The 14,615-nt window shown below is 56.6% G+C and carries 12 protein-coding genes; 6 read left to right on the plus strand and 6 right to left on the minus strand.

Going from position 1 to position 14,615, the window contains the following annotated elements; genetic code table 11:
* Positions 1-22: 22 nt before the first annotated feature.
* From surA to apaH, 5 genes are read left to right on the plus strand one after another with little or no spacing between them, the layout of a single operon-like run.
* Complete coding sequence (gene surA, locus AB6T85_RS10900; protein ID WP_253455315.1) at positions 23-1,318, plus strand: peptidylprolyl isomerase SurA; 1,296 nt, start codon at positions 23-25, stop codon at positions 1,316-1,318.
* A complete protein-coding gene (gene pdxA / locus AB6T85_RS10905; protein WP_253455316.1) occupies positions 1,308-2,300 on the plus strand; it encodes a 4-hydroxythreonine-4-phosphate dehydrogenase PdxA in 993 nt (330 codons plus the stop codon). The genes surA and pdxA overlap by 11 nt, the downstream gene beginning before the upstream one ends.
* The gene (rsmA, locus tag AB6T85_RS10910) at positions 2,293-3,120 is read left to right on the plus strand and encodes a 16S rRNA (adenine(1518)-N(6)/adenine(1519)-N(6))-dimethyltransferase RsmA (RefSeq protein WP_369895555.1); all 828 of its coding nucleotides are present in this window, start codon (positions 2,293-2,295) and stop codon (positions 3,118-3,120) included. Before pdxA ends, rsmA begins: the two co-directional genes overlap by 8 nt.
* A 2-nt stretch (positions 3,121-3,122) precedes the next feature.
* Positions 3,123-3,497, plus strand: coding sequence for a Co2+/Mg2+ efflux facilitator ApaG/CorD (gene apaG, locus AB6T85_RS10915; RefSeq protein ID WP_369895557.1), 375 nt, complete (start codon positions 3,123-3,125; stop codon positions 3,495-3,497).
* A 49-nt stretch (positions 3,498-3,546) separates the two neighbouring features.
* Positions 3,547-4,407: a bis(5'-nucleosyl)-tetraphosphatase (symmetrical) ApaH gene (gene apaH / locus AB6T85_RS10920; RefSeq protein WP_369895558.1), complete on the plus strand. Its 861-nt coding sequence runs from the start codon at positions 3,547-3,549 to the stop codon at positions 4,405-4,407.
* 104 nt (positions 4,408-4,511) lie between these two features.
* Here the strand turns inward: apaH and AB6T85_RS10925 are convergent, their stop codons facing one another.
* Both AB6T85_RS10925 and folA read right to left on the minus strand, forming a co-directional pair.
* Complete coding sequence (locus tag AB6T85_RS10925) at positions 4,512-6,401, minus strand: PhoX family protein (RefSeq protein WP_369895560.1); 1,890 nt, start codon at positions 6,399-6,401, stop codon at positions 4,512-4,514.
* A 97-nt stretch (positions 6,402-6,498) separates the two neighbouring features.
* Positions 6,499-6,981, minus strand: a complete 483-nt coding sequence (gene folA, locus AB6T85_RS10930; RefSeq protein WP_253455320.1) for a type 3 dihydrofolate reductase — start codon at positions 6,979-6,981, stop codon at positions 6,499-6,501.
* 185 nt (positions 6,982-7,166) lie between these two features.
* Between folA and AB6T85_RS10935 the strand changes: the two genes are divergently transcribed.
* The gene (locus tag AB6T85_RS10935) at positions 7,167-7,781 is read left to right on the plus strand and encodes a LysE family transporter (protein ID WP_253455321.1); all 615 of its coding nucleotides are present in this window, start codon (positions 7,167-7,169) and stop codon (positions 7,779-7,781) included.
* 144 nt (positions 7,782-7,925) lie between these two features.
* Here AB6T85_RS10935 and AB6T85_RS10940 read toward each other — a convergent pair whose 3' ends face one another.
* The 4 genes from AB6T85_RS10940 to dapB all read right to left on the minus strand — a co-directional run bounded on the left by AB6T85_RS10940 (position 7,926) and on the right by dapB (position 14,504).
* Complete coding sequence (locus tag AB6T85_RS10940; protein WP_369895561.1) at positions 7,926-8,678, minus strand: acid phosphatase; 753 nt, start codon at positions 8,676-8,678, stop codon at positions 7,926-7,928.
* A gap of 170 nt (positions 8,679-8,848) precedes the next feature.
* Positions 8,849-12,076 carry a carbamoyl-phosphate synthase large subunit gene (carB, locus tag AB6T85_RS10945; RefSeq protein WP_253455323.1) on the minus strand — a complete coding sequence of 1,076 codons (3,228 nt, stop codon included), beginning with the start codon at positions 12,074-12,076 and terminating at the stop codon, positions 8,849-8,851.
* 14 nt (positions 12,077-12,090) lie between these two features.
* Positions 12,091-13,233, minus strand: coding sequence for a glutamine-hydrolyzing carbamoyl-phosphate synthase small subunit (gene carA / locus AB6T85_RS10950; protein WP_301251485.1), 1,143 nt, complete (start codon positions 13,231-13,233; stop codon positions 12,091-12,093).
* A gap of 452 nt (positions 13,234-13,685) precedes the next feature.
* Positions 13,686-14,504 (minus strand): 4-hydroxy-tetrahydrodipicolinate reductase, encoded by an 819-nt coding sequence (gene dapB / locus AB6T85_RS10955; RefSeq protein ID WP_369895563.1) that lies wholly within the window; start codon positions 14,502-14,504, stop codon positions 13,686-13,688.
* Between the last annotated feature and the right edge of the window lie 111 nt (positions 14,505-14,615).

Below are 14,615 nucleotides of genomic sequence, written 5' to 3' on the forward strand. Positions count from 1 at the left end.
CGGATAGAAAAATGGAAAAAGTATGAAGAACTGGAGAATGCTGATCCTGGGGGCTGCGCTCACTGCCAGCACCGCGTTTGCAGCACCGCAAGTTGTTGATAAAGTAGCCGCCGTGGTCAATAACGGCGTTGTGTTAGAAAGCGATGTCGACGGCATGATGCGGTCGGTGAAAAGTCAGGCGCAGCAGGCTGGTCAGCAGCTGCCGGATGATAAAACGCTGCGTCACCAGATTGTCGAACGCCTGGTGATGGACAATATTCTGCTGCAAATGGCGAAACAGGCGGGGATCCAGATCCAGGACGATCAGCTCGATCAGGCGATTGCCAATATCGCCGCTCAGAACAAGATGAGCGTGGATCAGCTGCGTAGCCGTCTGGCCTATGACGGTATGAACTACGCCACCTATCGCGAGCAGATCCGTAAAGAGATGACCATTGCCGAAGTCCGCAACAACGAAGTACGTCGTCGCGTGACTATTCTGCCGCAGGAAGTGGATTCGCTGGCGACGCAGGTTTCCTCGCAGAACAACGCGTCTACCGAGCTGAACCTCAGCCACATTCTGCTGCCGCTGCCGGAAAACCCGACGCAGCAGCAGGTGGACGAGCAGGAAGATCTGGCGAAACAGCTGGTCAGCCAGGCTAAAGGCGGCGCGGACTTCGGCAAGCTGGCGATCACCTACTCCGCCGATCCGCAGGCGCTGAAAGGCGGCAATATGGGCTGGGGCCGCATCCAGGAACTGCCTTCGCTGTTCGCGCAGTCGCTGGTTACGGCGAAGAAAGGCGATATCATCGGCCCAATCCGTTCCGGCGTAGGCTTCCATATCCTGAAAGTGAACGACGTTCGCGGCGACAAACAGAGCATCTCCGTGACGGAAGTGCACGCTCGTCATATTCTGCTCAAGCCGTCGCCGGTGATGACGGACGATCAGGCGCGCCAGAAGCTGACGCAGGTTGCGGCTGAAATCAACAGCGGCAAAACCACCTTCGCGCAGGCCGCTAAACAGCTTTCTCAGGATCCCGGCTCCGCCAACCAGGGCGGCGATCTTGGCTGGAGCTCGCCAGAGGTGTACGATCCCGCCTTCCGCGACGCGCTGCTGAAACTGAAAAAAGGCCAGATGAGCGCGCCGGTGCACTCCTCTTTCGGCTGGCACCTGATCCAGCTGATGGATACGCGCCAGGTTGATAAAACCGACGCGGCGCAGAAAGAGCGTGCTTACCGCCTGCTGTTTAACCGTAAATTTGCGGAAGAAGCGCAAACCTGGATGCAGGAGCAGCGCGCCTCTGCCTATGTGAAAATTCTGGATGCCAATGCTCAGTAATATGCGCGTGGCGATCACTCCCGGCGAACCCGCCGGGATTGGTCCCGATGTCACACTACAACTGGCCCAGCGCGACTGGCCAGTTGAACTGGTCGTCGTCGCCGATCCAGCTTTGCTGCGCGAGCGCGCGGCAAAGCTGGGCCTCCCTCTGACGCTGCGTGACTATCAGCCGGGCGTTGCTGCCCGGCCGCAGGCTGCCGGCACCCTGACCGTGCTGCCCGTTAGCGCGCCGCAGCCGGTAAAAGCTGGCGAGCTTTGCGTCGCCAACGGCCACTACGTGCTGGATACGCTGGCTCGCGCCTGCGACGGCTGCCTTAACGGCGAATTTGCGGCGCTGGTTACCGGGCCGGTACACAAGGGCGTGATCAACGACGCCGGTATCCCGTTCAGCGGCCATACCGAGTTTTTCGCCGAGCGCGCAGGCTGTGCCCGCGTGGTGATGATGCTGGCGACGGAAGCGCTGCGGGTTGCGCTGGCGACCACGCATCTGCCGTTAAAAGACGTCTCCGCCGCCATTACCCGCGACAGCCTGCATGAAGTGATCAACATCCTGCATGCCGATCTGCAAAGCAAGTTCGGTCTGGCTCAGCCGCATATTTTTGTCTGCGGCCTGAATCCGCACGCGGGCGAAGGCGGCCATATGGGACGTGAAGAAATTGACGTTATCATTCCGGCGCTCGACGAGCTGCGGCGCAGCGGCATCCAGCTGACCGGCCCGCTGCCGGCGGACACGCTGTTTCAGCCTAAATATCTTCAACATGCCGACGCGGTTCTGGCGATGTATCATGACCAGGGCCTGCCGGTACTGAAATACCAGGGCTTCGGGCGAGCGGTGAATATCACGCTCGGCCTGCCCTTTATCCGCACCTCCGTTGACCACGGCACCGCTTTAGAGCTGGCCGGCCAGGGCAACGCGGATGCGGGCAGCTTTATTACGGCGCTTAACCTCGCCATTACCATGATTAAGAGCAGTAATGAATAATCGCGTCCATCAGGGCCACTTCGCCCGCAAACGTTTTGGCCAGAACTTCCTTAACGATCAGTATATTATTGACAGCATCGTTTCCGCCATCCACCCTCAGCCCGGCGAGGCGGTAGTCGAAATCGGCCCCGGTCTGGGCGCGTTAACCGAACCGGTTGGCGACAGGCTGGAAGCGATGACGGTGATCGAACTCGACCGCGATCTGGCGGCTCGTTTGCAGACCCATCCGTTTTTAGGGCCAAAGCTGACGATTTTCCAGCAGGATGCCATGACCTTTGATTTCGCGGCCTACGCCCGTGAAAAAGGCCAGTCTCTGCGCGTCTTCGGCAACCTGCCCTATAACATCTCTACCCCGTTGATGTTCCACCTTTTCAGCTATACTGATGCGATCCGCGACATGCACTTTATGTTGCAGAAAGAGGTGGTCAACCGACTGGTTGCCGGGCCGGGCAGCAAGGCCTATGGTCGTCTGACGGTAATGGCGCAATATTACTGCCAGGTGATCCCGGTGCTGGAAGTGCCGCCGGAATCCTTTACGCCTGCGCCGAAAGTGGATTCCGCCGTGGTTCGTCTGGTTCCACACGCCACGATTTTGAATCCGGTGCAGGATCTTAAAGTCCTCAGCAGGATCACCACCGAAGCGTTCGGCAAACGCCGTAAAACGTTGCGCAACAGCCTTGGCCATCTGTTTACGCTGGAAGCGCTGCAGGAGATGAATATCGATCCGACGCTGCGCGCGGAAAACATCTCCGTAGCCCAGTACTGCCAGCTGGCGAACTGGCTGTCTGCGCATCCTCAACAGACGCCACAGGAGAGTTAAACATGGATACGCCCCGAGTTTGTGTGCATGTACAAAGCGCTTATATTGCGTCGCAGTCCGCGCCGGAAGAGAACCGCTACGTTTTTGCCTACACCATTACCATTCGTAATTTGGGGCGTCACGCCGTTCAACTGCTGGGCCGCTACTGGCTGATTACCAACGGCAACGGCCGCGAAACGGAAGTTCAGGGCGAAGGCGTTATCGGCGAACAGCCGCACATCGCACCCGCTGACGAATTTCAGTACACCAGCGGCGCGGTACTGGAAACCCCTATGGGCACCATGCAGGGACACTATGAAATGATCGACAGCGAAGGCGAAGCTTTCCGCGTGGCGATCCCGGTGTTCCGGCTGGCCATCCCCAGCCACATACACTAATTCTGATTGCGATCCGGGCGCTGGTCCGGCGCTGAGGTTCGGATTGTTGATGAGCACTTACCTGATTGGCGATATTCACGGCTGCTACGATGAGCTTCGGTCACTGCTGGACCAGGTGGCTTTCGATCCTGCCCGGGACAGCCTGTGGCTGACGGGCGATCTGGTCGCGCGCGGCCCCGCTTCGCTGGAAGTCCTGCGCTACGTTCGTTCATTGGGCGATGCGATAAAAGTGGTGCTGGGCAATCACGATCTGCATTTACTGGCCGTGTTTGCAGGTATCAGCCGCAACAAGCCAAAGGACAGGCTGACGCCGCTGCTGGAAGCGGAAGACGCCGACGATCTGATTAACTGGCTGCGCCGCCAGCCGCTGATCCAGGTCGATGAAGAGAAGAAGCTGGTGATGGCGCACGCGGGCATCACGCCGCAGTGGGATTTGGCTACGGCGCAAAGCTGCGCCCGCGAGGTCGAGGCGGTGCTCTCCAGCGATACCTATCCGCTGTTTCTGGATGCGATGTATGGCGATATGCCCAACAACTGGACGCCGGAGCTGACCGGGCTGGCTCGTCTGCGCTTCAGCACCAATGCGCTAACCCGGATGCGCTTCTGCTTTCCTAACGGCCAACTGGATATGATCTGCAAAGATACGCCTGATTCGGCGCCCGCGCCGTTAAAGCCGTGGTTTGCTATTCCGGGGCCGGTGTCGCGCGACTACACCATTGCGTTTGGTCACTGGGCTTCGCTGGAAGGAAAAGGCACGCCGGAAAATATCCTGGCGCTGGATACCGGCTGCTGCTGGGGCGGCACGCTGACGATGCTGCGCTGGGAAGATAAAACCTGGTTTACTCAGCCGTCAAAACGGTTGTCAAACGAACATGAGAACGCTATAGCGGCGCCGTCTGCTGACTCATAAGCGTCAATTGCTTTCGCGACAGGCTTTTTGCTATCCGATAAAGAGTGAGCGCCACGCCCTTAAAGGCGTGGCTTTACTCAGCCGATAAACGTATCCGTCCGCTTTCAGGCACCCAATACGCCGCCATCCTTGCGCGTAATCATTATCACGGAAGAGCGGGGACGCGGGCTATTGTCAGGAAAGTGCGAGTCTTTCTCTTCTCCCGGATGTTGCACATTCACAAACATCGTTTTGTAGTCCGGTGTAAAAGTGATCCCGGTCAGCTCACAGGATTTGGGCCCCACCATAAAGCGACGAATTTCTCCGTTCTGCGGATCGCCCACCAGCATCTGATTGTTCCCCTGCCCTTCATAGTCGCCTTTATTACTGTATTTACCATCCGTCAGGATCCACAGGCGTCCGGCTTCATCAAAGCCCAGACCATCAGGGCTGTTAAAGGTGTTCTGCTCGGTGATGTTCGGCGTACCACGATATATGCCCTGCGGATGCGCAATTGGATTACCGCACAGCACAAAAATATCCCAGTCAAACGCCTGGGCCGTAGCGTCCCCTTTCTCATCCCAGCGAATAATCTGCCCATAAATGTTATCCGGCCGAGGATTAGCCGCGTTGATCGGCATTCCCTCATCGCCTCGCTTGCTGTTATTGGTCAGGGTGCAGTAGGCGCGGCCATCATGAGGATTAACGGCAATCCACTCAGGGCGATCCATACGTGTGGCTTTCACCACATCCGCCGCGCCGCGCGTGTTAATCAAAATATCTGCCTGGGTGCGGAAACCGTTGTCGGCGGTCAGGCCGTGCTGCCCCTGAACCAGCGCTACCCAGTGTCCGGTTCCCTTCAGCGGCGTACCGTTTCTGTCGCCGTCAAAGATGGCAACATAGAGCGTTCCCTCATCCAACAGTCTGGCATTTGCCGCCGGATTAGCGCGATCGACCTTGCCTTTGGAAACATATTTGTAGATATACTCGCCGCGCTCATCGTCCCCCATATACACCACCAGCTCGCCGCTTTTCGCTACCGTAACGGCCGCGTTTTCATGCTTAAAGCGGCCCAGCGCGGTGCGCTTGACCGGCACGGAATCGGGGGCGAAAGGATCGATCTCGACAATCCAGCCGTGACGATTAAATTCGTTAGGGTTTTTCGCCACATCAAAACGCGGATCGAAATCGGACCAGTTGCGCTCGGGATCGGCGGGGCTCAGCGTGTAGCGCTTTTGCGCCGCCGTCAGGCTGAAATCCGCCTTTTTAGTGCCGAAATAGGTATCGAAATTTTCTTCACAGGTGAGATAAGTACCCCAGGGCGTTTTGCCGTTAGCGCAGTTGCCAAAGGTGCCGAGCACGTTCATTCCTTGCGGATCGGCTGCGGTACGCAGCGCCGCATCGCCAGCGGCAGGGCCGGAAAAACGCATTGGCGTATTGGCAGTGATGCGGCGGTTATAGCGTGAAGGACGGACAACTTCCCAGCGGTTTCCCTGGCCACGACGGACTTCCATCACCGATACGCCGTGCCCCGCCTGCGATTTTTTTACATCTTCAGCATCGTGCGCCTTGCTGTCGCCGTGAGCATAGAGATATTGCTCATTAACATATTCATTGTTAACCGCAATTAAGCCGCGATCCCGGCTTCCCTCCATGGCAAAAAAGCTCATGCCATCATTGTTATCGCCAAACTGTTTTTCCTGATCGGCTGCGCTGTTTTTTCCTTCCGCGTCAAACGCCGGGGCGCCATCGACCAGCGGATCGCCCCATGAAATCAGCACATCAGCCTGATAGCCGTCGGCAATGGCAATTTCATCCGCTGTGGAAGCCGGAATACCGTCAAAGCCCAGCAATTGACTGCCGCCCGACACGGGCTTCGCCAGCGCCAGAGAGGGAACAGAGAGACCGCCGCCAATAAAGCCTGCCAGACTCAATGCCCCGGTTCCTGCAAGGAATTTACGACGGCCAGGATTGGGCGTGACAGCTTCGTTCGGTAACGGCGATTGATTATTCATAGCGCATTGCTTCCTTTACGGTTTGTAAAATGAAGCAATGCTAGAGATATTTTGTTACACTTAGGTTACAAAATGTTCGAAAGGAATGTAAAGTTACTTACTGTCGACGGTCCAGAATTTCAAAGCAGTAGCTGTGCGTGTTTTTCTCGTCAGCGTCGTGAAATTCGCTAAAGGTCGACTGCCACTCGTCCGGCTCGTAGTCCGGGAAAATCGTGTCGCCTTCGACTTCCGCATCAATATGCGTCAGATACAGGCGATCCGCGCGCGGCAGCAGCTGTTCATAGACGCGCCCGCCGCCAATCACCATGATCTCTGCCACGTCGCCCGCCGCTTTCAGCGCTTCCTCAATGGAAGTGACCCAGCGCACGCCTTCCGCATCGCCCTGCTGGCTGCTGATCACAATATTCAGCCTGTCCGGCAGCGGACGGCCGATCGACTCAAAGGTGCGGCGTCCCATAATGACCGGTTTGTTCAGGGTGTGCTTTTTAAACCAGGCCAAATCGGCTGGCAGATGCCACGGCATGGCATTTTCCATCCCGATAACGCGGTCGGTCGCCATGGCTGCAATCAGGCTTATCATCTGAGAATACTCACAAGGTGTAAAATTGGCGCCATCATACGGAAAGGCGAAAGTTTCGTCGATAGCAAAACCTGGCGAATTAAGTAAAGGTTTAGCGGCGCCGTGTTATTTATTAGCGCTTCAGGCTAAAATAGCCACGGCAAACCCTTTGGGGTTTCTCTCTTCTGCTGAATTCTGAGAACACCATGTTAGAAACCAGTTTACTTATCGTCACTATTGCGACGCTGGGCATGCTTTCGCCCGGCCCCGATTTTTTTCTGATTATCAAAAATGCCGCGCGCTATCCACGCCGCGCCGCGCTGATGACGGCGCTTGGCGTTAACTGCGCCGTGGCAACGCATATGACCTATTGCGTCGCCGGGCTGGCGGTGGTGATCACCACCACGCCGTGGCTGTTTATGCTGCTGAAGTATGCCGGGGCGGCTTATCTGATCTACGTCGGCATCCAGGCGCTGCTTTCACGCGGCGGCAGCAAGATGGACCTCAGCAACGTCGCGGCGGAAAGCACCTCGTTAAAGAAAGCCTTTATGCAGGGCTACCTTTGCAATCTGCTGAATCCTAAGGCCACGCTGTTTTTCCTGTCGATGTTTACGCAGGTGCTGAACGTGCATTCCAGCCTGGGCGAGAAGATTTGGTATGCAGGCATTATTATCACGCTCTCTTCCATCTGGTGGCCGACGCTGGTGGTGCTGATCCAAAGCCCGCCCGTACGCCGTGGCCTGGCCCGCGCGCAGAAGCTGATCGACAGGCTGCTGGGCACCGTGCTGATCGCTTTCGGTATCAAAGTCGCGCTCTCCTGATTAGCGGGGGATAAGCGAAGGCCCGGTTGGCATTGTTGCCAACCGGGCCTTTTTGTTTGGCGGCTTTAGTGACAGTACGGCAGCAAAAATACGCACTTCCCGCGCGCCGGACGGGCCAGGACCACAGGGTTATTCCGCGGTGGGTTATCTGTCGAGGTTTCCGGCCAGCGTCGTCTGACGTTTAAACTCGTCCTTCGCTTTTTGTAACTGTCGCATAAAGCTTTCATCGGCATGCAGACGGGCCACGACAGCCCCGCCGACGATGCGGGCGGCGTTAACATCGCTCTGCCAGTGATAGCCGCAAATTACCCGGCTCTGGCCCATTTCATAGCCGCGCTTGAGGATTTCATTCTGTCTGGCGGGGTTTATTTCGGTCAGCACCAGCGCCGTAGCCCAGCCAATTGTTGTATGCCCGGAAGGATAAGCGCCGTTGGTAGACAGCTCCTGCTGCTGATCGGTGCGGCAGGTCGGTTCCTGATAAAAAGCAAAAGGACGAATGCGCATATAGCGAATTTTGGCGCTGCGGGTGGCCAAATCGCCGGCATCCTCACGCATTTTCATCACCAGCCGATAAAGCTCCGGCGTTTTACTCTTGCTGATTTCTCGTCCAAACGCGCCGGAAAAAGCCGCGGCCACGCCATCGCCTGCGACATGCGCATCTTGCCACGCCTGCTTGCCCCGGGGCGTATCGCGCAGGCTTTTGCCCAGCTCGTACTGCGCTTTGTCGTTAAGAAATTCGATGCTGTCCGTCGCGGGCGGCGGCGGCAACAGCGTCAGGCTGTCGGGGGATTGCGCCTCCTGCAGGAAATAAAAGTCAGGTTGCGTGGTAACGTCTTTCGCCGCAAAGGCCTGCGAAAAAAAGGCCATGCAGGCCAGAGCTATTAAGCGTTTTTTCATTGTTTCATCCCTGATGTTGAGTAAAAGCGCCGACGGTTCGGCAACGGGACAAGCCTATAGCATTTTTTGGCGCATCAATTTTAAAGGCGTCACAAAACGGGTTATTGGGGCGGGAACGCGGCGGAGATAAAAAAATCCCCGCCGTAGCGGGGATGGGCAGAGAAAACGCTTTAAGCCTGTTTGATCTGCGCGTGCATTTCCTGCACGGAGATCACCTGCTCAGTCGGATCGGCATTCAGCGACATAGCCGTCGCGAAACCGCCGTTCAGCGTGGTGTCGTAGTGCACCTTGTACTGCAACGCGCTGCGGCGGATCAGTTTGGAATCCTCAATCGCCTGGCGTCCGGCCGTGGTGTTAACAATGTAGGCATATTCCCCGTTCTTCAGGCGATCCTGAATATGCGGGCGGCCTTCGTGCACCTTGTTAACCAGACGCGGATTGATGCCCGCTTCGCCCAGCACTACCGCCGTGCCGTGGGTGGCGTCCAGCTCAAAGCCCAGCTTTTGCAGCTTAGCGGCCAGATCCACAATACGCTTTTTGTCGCCTTCGCGAACGGAGAGCAGCGCGCGGCCGCTTTTCTTCATATTGCTTTGCGCGCCCAGCATCGCTTTAGAGAAAGCTTCGGCAAAGGTGCGGCCAACGCCCATGACTTCGCCGGTGGAGCGCATTTCCGGGCCAAGGATAGGATCGACACCCTGGAATTTATTAAACGGCAGTACCACTTCCTTCACCGAATAATAAGGCGGGATCACCTCTTCCGTTACGCCCTGCTCTGCCAGCGTTTTGCCCGCCATCACGCGCGCGGCGACTTTCGCCAGCGGCACGCCGGTCGCTTTAGAGACAAACGGCACGGTACGCGCGGCGCGAGGGTTAACCTCAATCAGATAGACTTCGTTATCTTTTACCGCGAACTGCACGTTCATCAGCCCGCGCACGCAAAGCTCAAAGGCCAGTTTTTCGACCTGCTGACGCATTACGTTCTGGATCTCTTTGCTCAGCGTATAGGCCGGCAGTGAACAGGCCGAGTCGCCGGAGTGCACGCCAGCCTGCTCGATATGTTCCATGATGCCGCCTATCAGCACGCGCTCGCCGTCGCAGATGGCGTCAACGTCCACTTCAACCGCGTCGTCCAGGAAGCGATCCAGCAGCACCGGTGCATCGTTGGAAACGGAAACCGCCGTCTGGAAATAGCGCTTCAGGTCAATTTCGTCATAGACGATTTCCATTGCCCGGCCGCCCAGCACGTAAGAAGGACGCACCACCAGCGGATAGCCGATAGCCACCGCTTTTTCCACCGCCTGCTCCAGCGCCGTGACCGTTGCGTTGGCCGGCTGCTTCAGGCCCAGGCGGTCCACCGCCTGTTGAAAACGCTCGCGGTCTTCGGCACGGTCAATCGCATCCGGGCTGGTGCCGATAACCGGCACGCCTGCGGCTTCCAGCGCGCGCGCCAGCTTCAGCGGCGTCTGGCCGCCGTACTGCACGATCACGCCTTTTGGCTTCTCGATGCGCACAATTTCCAGCACGTCTTCCAGCGTGACCGGCTCAAAGTAGAGGCGGTCAGAGGTATCGTAATCGGTAGAGACGGTTTCCGGGTTGCAGTTAACCATAATGGTTTCATAGCCGTCTTCGCGCAGCGCCAGCGCGGCGTGCACGCAGCAGTAGTCAAACTCAATGCCCTGACCGATACGGTTTGGCCCGCCGCCCAGCACCATGATCTTGTCGCGATCCTGGTTGGGATTGGCTTCGCACTCTTCTTCATAGGTAGAGTACATATAGGCGGTATCGGTAGAGAACTCCGCCGCACAGGTATCCACGCGCTTGTAAACCGGGTGCAGGTTGTACTGCTGACGCAGCTTGCGCACTTCTGATTCCGCCACGCCAGCCAGCACGGCCAGGCGCGCGTCGGCAAAGCCTTTACGCTTCAGGGTACGCAGGAAATCGGCGGTCAGGCCGTTGATGCCTTCGCGGGCAACCTGCTCTTCCAGGCGCACCAGCTCTTCGATCTGCACCAGGAACCAGCGGTCGATATTGGTCAGATTGAAGACGCCGTCCACGGACATGCCCGCGCGGAACGCGTCGGCCACGTACCAGATACGGTCACAGCCGGCATCTTTCAGCTCGCGGCGAATGGTGGTCAGCGCTTCCGCATCGTTCAGGTCAACTTTCGGGTCGAAACCGTGCGCGCCTACTTCCAGGCCGCGCAGCGCTTTCTGCATTGATTCCTGCAAGGTGCGGCCAATCGCCATCACTTCGCCCACGGACTTCATCTGCGTGGTCAGACGATCGTTGGTGCCCGCAAACTTTTCAAAGTTGAAGCGAGGGATTTTGGTGACGACATAGTCGATGGAAGGCTCAAACGAGGCCGGCGTGCGGCCGCCGGTGATATCGTTCATCAGCTCGTCCAGCGTATAGCCGACGGCCAGCTTGGCGGCGATTTTCGCAATCGGGAAGCCGGTCGCTTTGGAAGCCAGCGCCGAAGAGCGGGAAACGCGCGGGTTCATTTCGATAATGATCAGACGACCGTTTTCCGGGTTCACCGAGAACTGCACGTTGGAGCCGCCGGTTTCCACGCCGATTTCACGCAGTACCGCCATCGAGGCGTTACGCATGATCTGGTACTCTTTGTCGGTCAGCGTCTGCGCAGGCGCTACGGTGATGGAGTCACCGGTATGGATGCCCATCGCGTCAAAGTTTTCAATGGAGCAGACAATGATGCAGTTGTCGTTTTTGTCACGCACCACTTCCATTTCATACTCTTTCCAGCCGATCAGCGATTCATCAATCAGCAGCTCGTTGGTTGGCGACAGATCCAGCCCGCGCTCGCAAATCTCTTCAAATTCTTCGCGGTTGTAAGCGATACCGCCGCCGCTGCCGCCCATAGTAAAGGAGGGACGGATAATGCATGGGAAGCCGACGTCTTCAGCAACTTTCAGCGCTTCTTCCATATTATGGGCGATACCGGAACGTGCGGTTTCAAGGCCGATTTTCTTCATCGCCTTATCGAAACGCTGGCGGTCTTCCGCTTTATCAATTGCATCCGCCGTCGCGCCAATCATGGTGACGTTGAACTCTTCCAGCACGCCCTGACGCTCCAGCTCCAGCGCGCAGTTCAGCGCGGTCTGGCCGCCCATGGTCGGCAGCACGGCATCCGGACGCTCTTTCTCAATAATTTTGCGCACCACTTCCCAGTGAATCGGTTCGATGTAGGTGGCATCGGCCATTTCCGGGTCGGTCATGATGGTCGCCGGGTTGGAGTTCACCAGGATAACGCGGTAGCCCTCTTCGCGCAGCGCTTTACAGGCCTGCGCGCCAGAGTAGTCAAATTCACAGGCCTGGCCGATAACGATCGGACCCGCGCCCAGGATCAGGATACTTTTTATGTCGGTACGTTTTGGCATTCTTTCGCTCCTGATTATTTATTTGAACGGTAGGCTTCGATCAGTTCGATAAAGTGATCGAACAGCGGTGCGGCGTCGTGTGGGCCAGGGCTGGCTTCGGGATGGCCCTGGAAACTGAACGCCGGCTTATCCGTGCGGTGAATGCCCTGCACCGTGTGGTCAAACAGCGAGGTATGGGTAATACGCAGGTTCGCTGGCAGGTTGTTGTTGTCTACGGCAAAACCGTGGTTTTGCGCGGTGATCATCACGGTATTGTTGTCGTGATCTTTCACCGGATGGTTGCCGCCGTGGTGGCCCAGCTTCATCTTCACCGTTTTCACATCGCTGGCCAGCGCCAGCAGCTGATGGCCCAGGCAGATGCCGAATACCGGGATCTCCGTTTCCAGGAAAGTCTTAATCGCGGCGATAGCGTAGTCGCAGGGTTCCGGATCGCCAGGGCCGTTAGAGAGGAAGATCCCGTCCGGGTTCATCTTCATTACCTCTTCCGCAGGCGTTTGCGCCGGGACAACCGTCAGGCGACAGCCGCGATCCACCAGCATCCGCAGGATATTTCGCTTCACGCCGTAATCGTAGGCCACCACGTGGAAAGGCAGCTCCTCTTCTTTCTTCGGTGCAGGCAGGCCATCCAGCGTCCAGCTGCCCTGTAGCCACTTGTAGGTTTCTTGCGTAGTGACTTCCTTCGCCAGATCCATGCCCTTCAGGCCTGGAAAAGCTTTTGCTTTTTGCAGCGCCAGCTCGGCATCCGGCGCGTCGCCCGCGATGATGCAGCCGTTCTGCGCGCCTTTTTCACGCAGCAGACGGGTCAGCTTACGCGTGTCGATATCGGCAATGGCGACAATATTCAGACGCTTCAGGTAAGCGGAAAGCCCCTCTTCATTACGGAAGTTGCTGGCGATCAACGGCAGGTCGCGGATAACCAGGCCTTCAGCATGAACCTGGGCGGATTCTTCATCGGCGATATTGGTGCCGACATTGCCGATATGAGGATAAGTGAGAGTAACAATCTGGCGGGAATAGGAAGGATCAGTGAGGATTTCTTGATAACCGGTCATTGAAGTGTTGAAAACAACTTCACCCACTGCCGTTCCTGTTGCCCCGATGGCCCGACCGTGGAATTGGGTTCCGTCTTCCAGAACCAATAGCGCTGACTTAATCAAAACATCCTCCAGAGAATAAACAGTCACATTATTTGCATATTAATTCAGGATACACCTTTAAATCAATGCAAAACCTGCCTGCCTGCTCGATTTTTGGCAAATTGCGCGCATTCTAATGATCGCCCCGGCTGATGTCTACCCTGAAGCGGAGTTTTTCATTGTTTTTTGTGCCACTGGCGTAAAAAGATGATGATAGCCACCAAAAACAGCAACTATCGTGGTGATAAAAACGGTTGCCTGACGAAATGAATGGGAAAAATCCAGATAGCCCGAAAAATAGTGGACCAAATGGTCAAAATTAACAAATCAACCCTGTAAAAATGCAGAAAAACACCTAAAAACCACTTCTTATTAAAAATACCATCTAAATATTATTTATATGCATAAATAAAAAAAGGGCAGCAAAACCACCCATTTAAAACAGCAACTTAAAAAAACATCCAGATTTGCACTTAACAATTCTTATCAATATTAAGCACATTTCTCATATCAAAAAGACCTACTTTACTCGCAAAAACCCAGGATGCAGCACGAACAGCGCCTTTTGCAAATGTCATACGGCTTGAAGCCTTGTGCGTTATCTCTATACGCTCGCCAATATCCGCAAACATCGCGGTATGCTCGCCGACGATATCGCCTGCCCGCACGGTAGCAAAACCAATGGTTTGTGGCTTACGTTCGCCGGTGTGCCCTTCCCGACTATAGACCGCATGCTCTTTAAGATCCCAGTCCATGGCGTCCGCTATCGCTTCGCCCATCGCCAGCGCGGTGCCGGAAGGCGCATCAACCTTATGGCGATGGTGCGCTTCGATAATTTCGATGTCCGCATAATCGCCCATCACCTGCGCGGCCTGCTCCAGCAGCTTCAGCACCAGATTGACGCCCACGCTGAAGTTGGCGGCAAAAACGATGGCTATCTCTTGCGCAGCCGCGCCGATCGCCGCCTTACCGGCCTCGTCAAAGCCGGTGGTGCCGATAACCATCGCTTTTTTGTGCTGACGACAAAACGCCAGATATTCCAGCGTGCCTTCGGGACGGGTAAAGTCGATCAGAACATCAAACTCATCGGCAACCAGCCGATCGCTGACCTTCACGCCCAGCGTACCGGTTCCGGCCAGCTCGCCCGCGTCAATGCCGACCAAAGAAGAGCCGTTACGCACCAGCGCGGCCCCCACGCAAACGCCTTCCGCTTCGTGAGCGGCCTGAATTAACTGACGCCCCATGCGTCCCGCTGCGCCAACAATAGCCAGACGGACCTGTGCCTCATTCATAATGTTTCCCTTAAGTCTGTGCATACAAAACGAAGACAGGTTAACGACACCTTAAGCGCCGCGCCACTAAAAAACACAGGACAGCGCGCGCCTGGCAAAGCTTTCAGGCGG

Source organism: Erwinia aeris (assembly GCF_041224955.1).
Lineage (GTDB): Bacteria > Pseudomonadota > Gammaproteobacteria > Enterobacterales > Enterobacteriaceae > Erwinia > Erwinia aeris.

What these genes read in the sequence shown, in the direction of transcription:
- AB6T85_RS10935 (WP_253455321.1), top strand. Translation starts at nt 7,167, where the DNA reads ATGTTAGAAACCAGTTTACTTATCGTCACTATTGCGACGCTGGGCATG.
- carB (WP_253455323.1), bottom strand. Translation starts at nt 12,076, where the DNA reads ATGCCAAAACGTACCGACATAAAAAGTATCCTGATCCTGGGCGCGGGT.
- pdxA (WP_253455316.1), top strand. Translation starts at nt 1,308, where the DNA reads ATGCTCAGTAATATGCGCGTGGCGATCACTCCCGGCGAACCCGCCGGG.
- rsmA (WP_369895555.1), top strand. Translation starts at nt 2,293, where the DNA reads ATGAATAATCGCGTCCATCAGGGCCACTTCGCCCGCAAACGTTTTGGC.
- apaH (WP_369895558.1), top strand. Translation starts at nt 3,547, where the DNA reads ATGAGCACTTACCTGATTGGCGATATTCACGGCTGCTACGATGAGCTT.
- folA (WP_253455320.1), bottom strand. Translation starts at nt 6,981, where the DNA reads ATGATAAGCCTGATTGCAGCCATGGCGACCGACCGCGTTATCGGGATG.
- AB6T85_RS10925 (WP_369895560.1), bottom strand. Translation starts at nt 6,401, where the DNA reads ATGAATAATCAATCGCCGTTACCGAACGAAGCTGTCACGCCCAATCCT.
- apaG (WP_369895557.1), top strand. Translation starts at nt 3,123, where the DNA reads ATGGATACGCCCCGAGTTTGTGTGCATGTACAAAGCGCTTATATTGCG.
- AB6T85_RS10940 (WP_369895561.1), bottom strand. Translation starts at nt 8,678, where the DNA reads ATGAAAAAACGCTTAATAGCTCTGGCCTGCATGGCCTTTTTTTCGCAG.
- surA (WP_253455315.1), top strand. Translation starts at nt 23, where the DNA reads ATGAAGAACTGGAGAATGCTGATCCTGGGGGCTGCGCTCACTGCCAGC.
- dapB (WP_369895563.1), bottom strand. Translation starts at nt 14,504, where the DNA reads ATGAATGAGGCACAGGTCCGTCTGGCTATTGTTGGCGCAGCGGGACGC.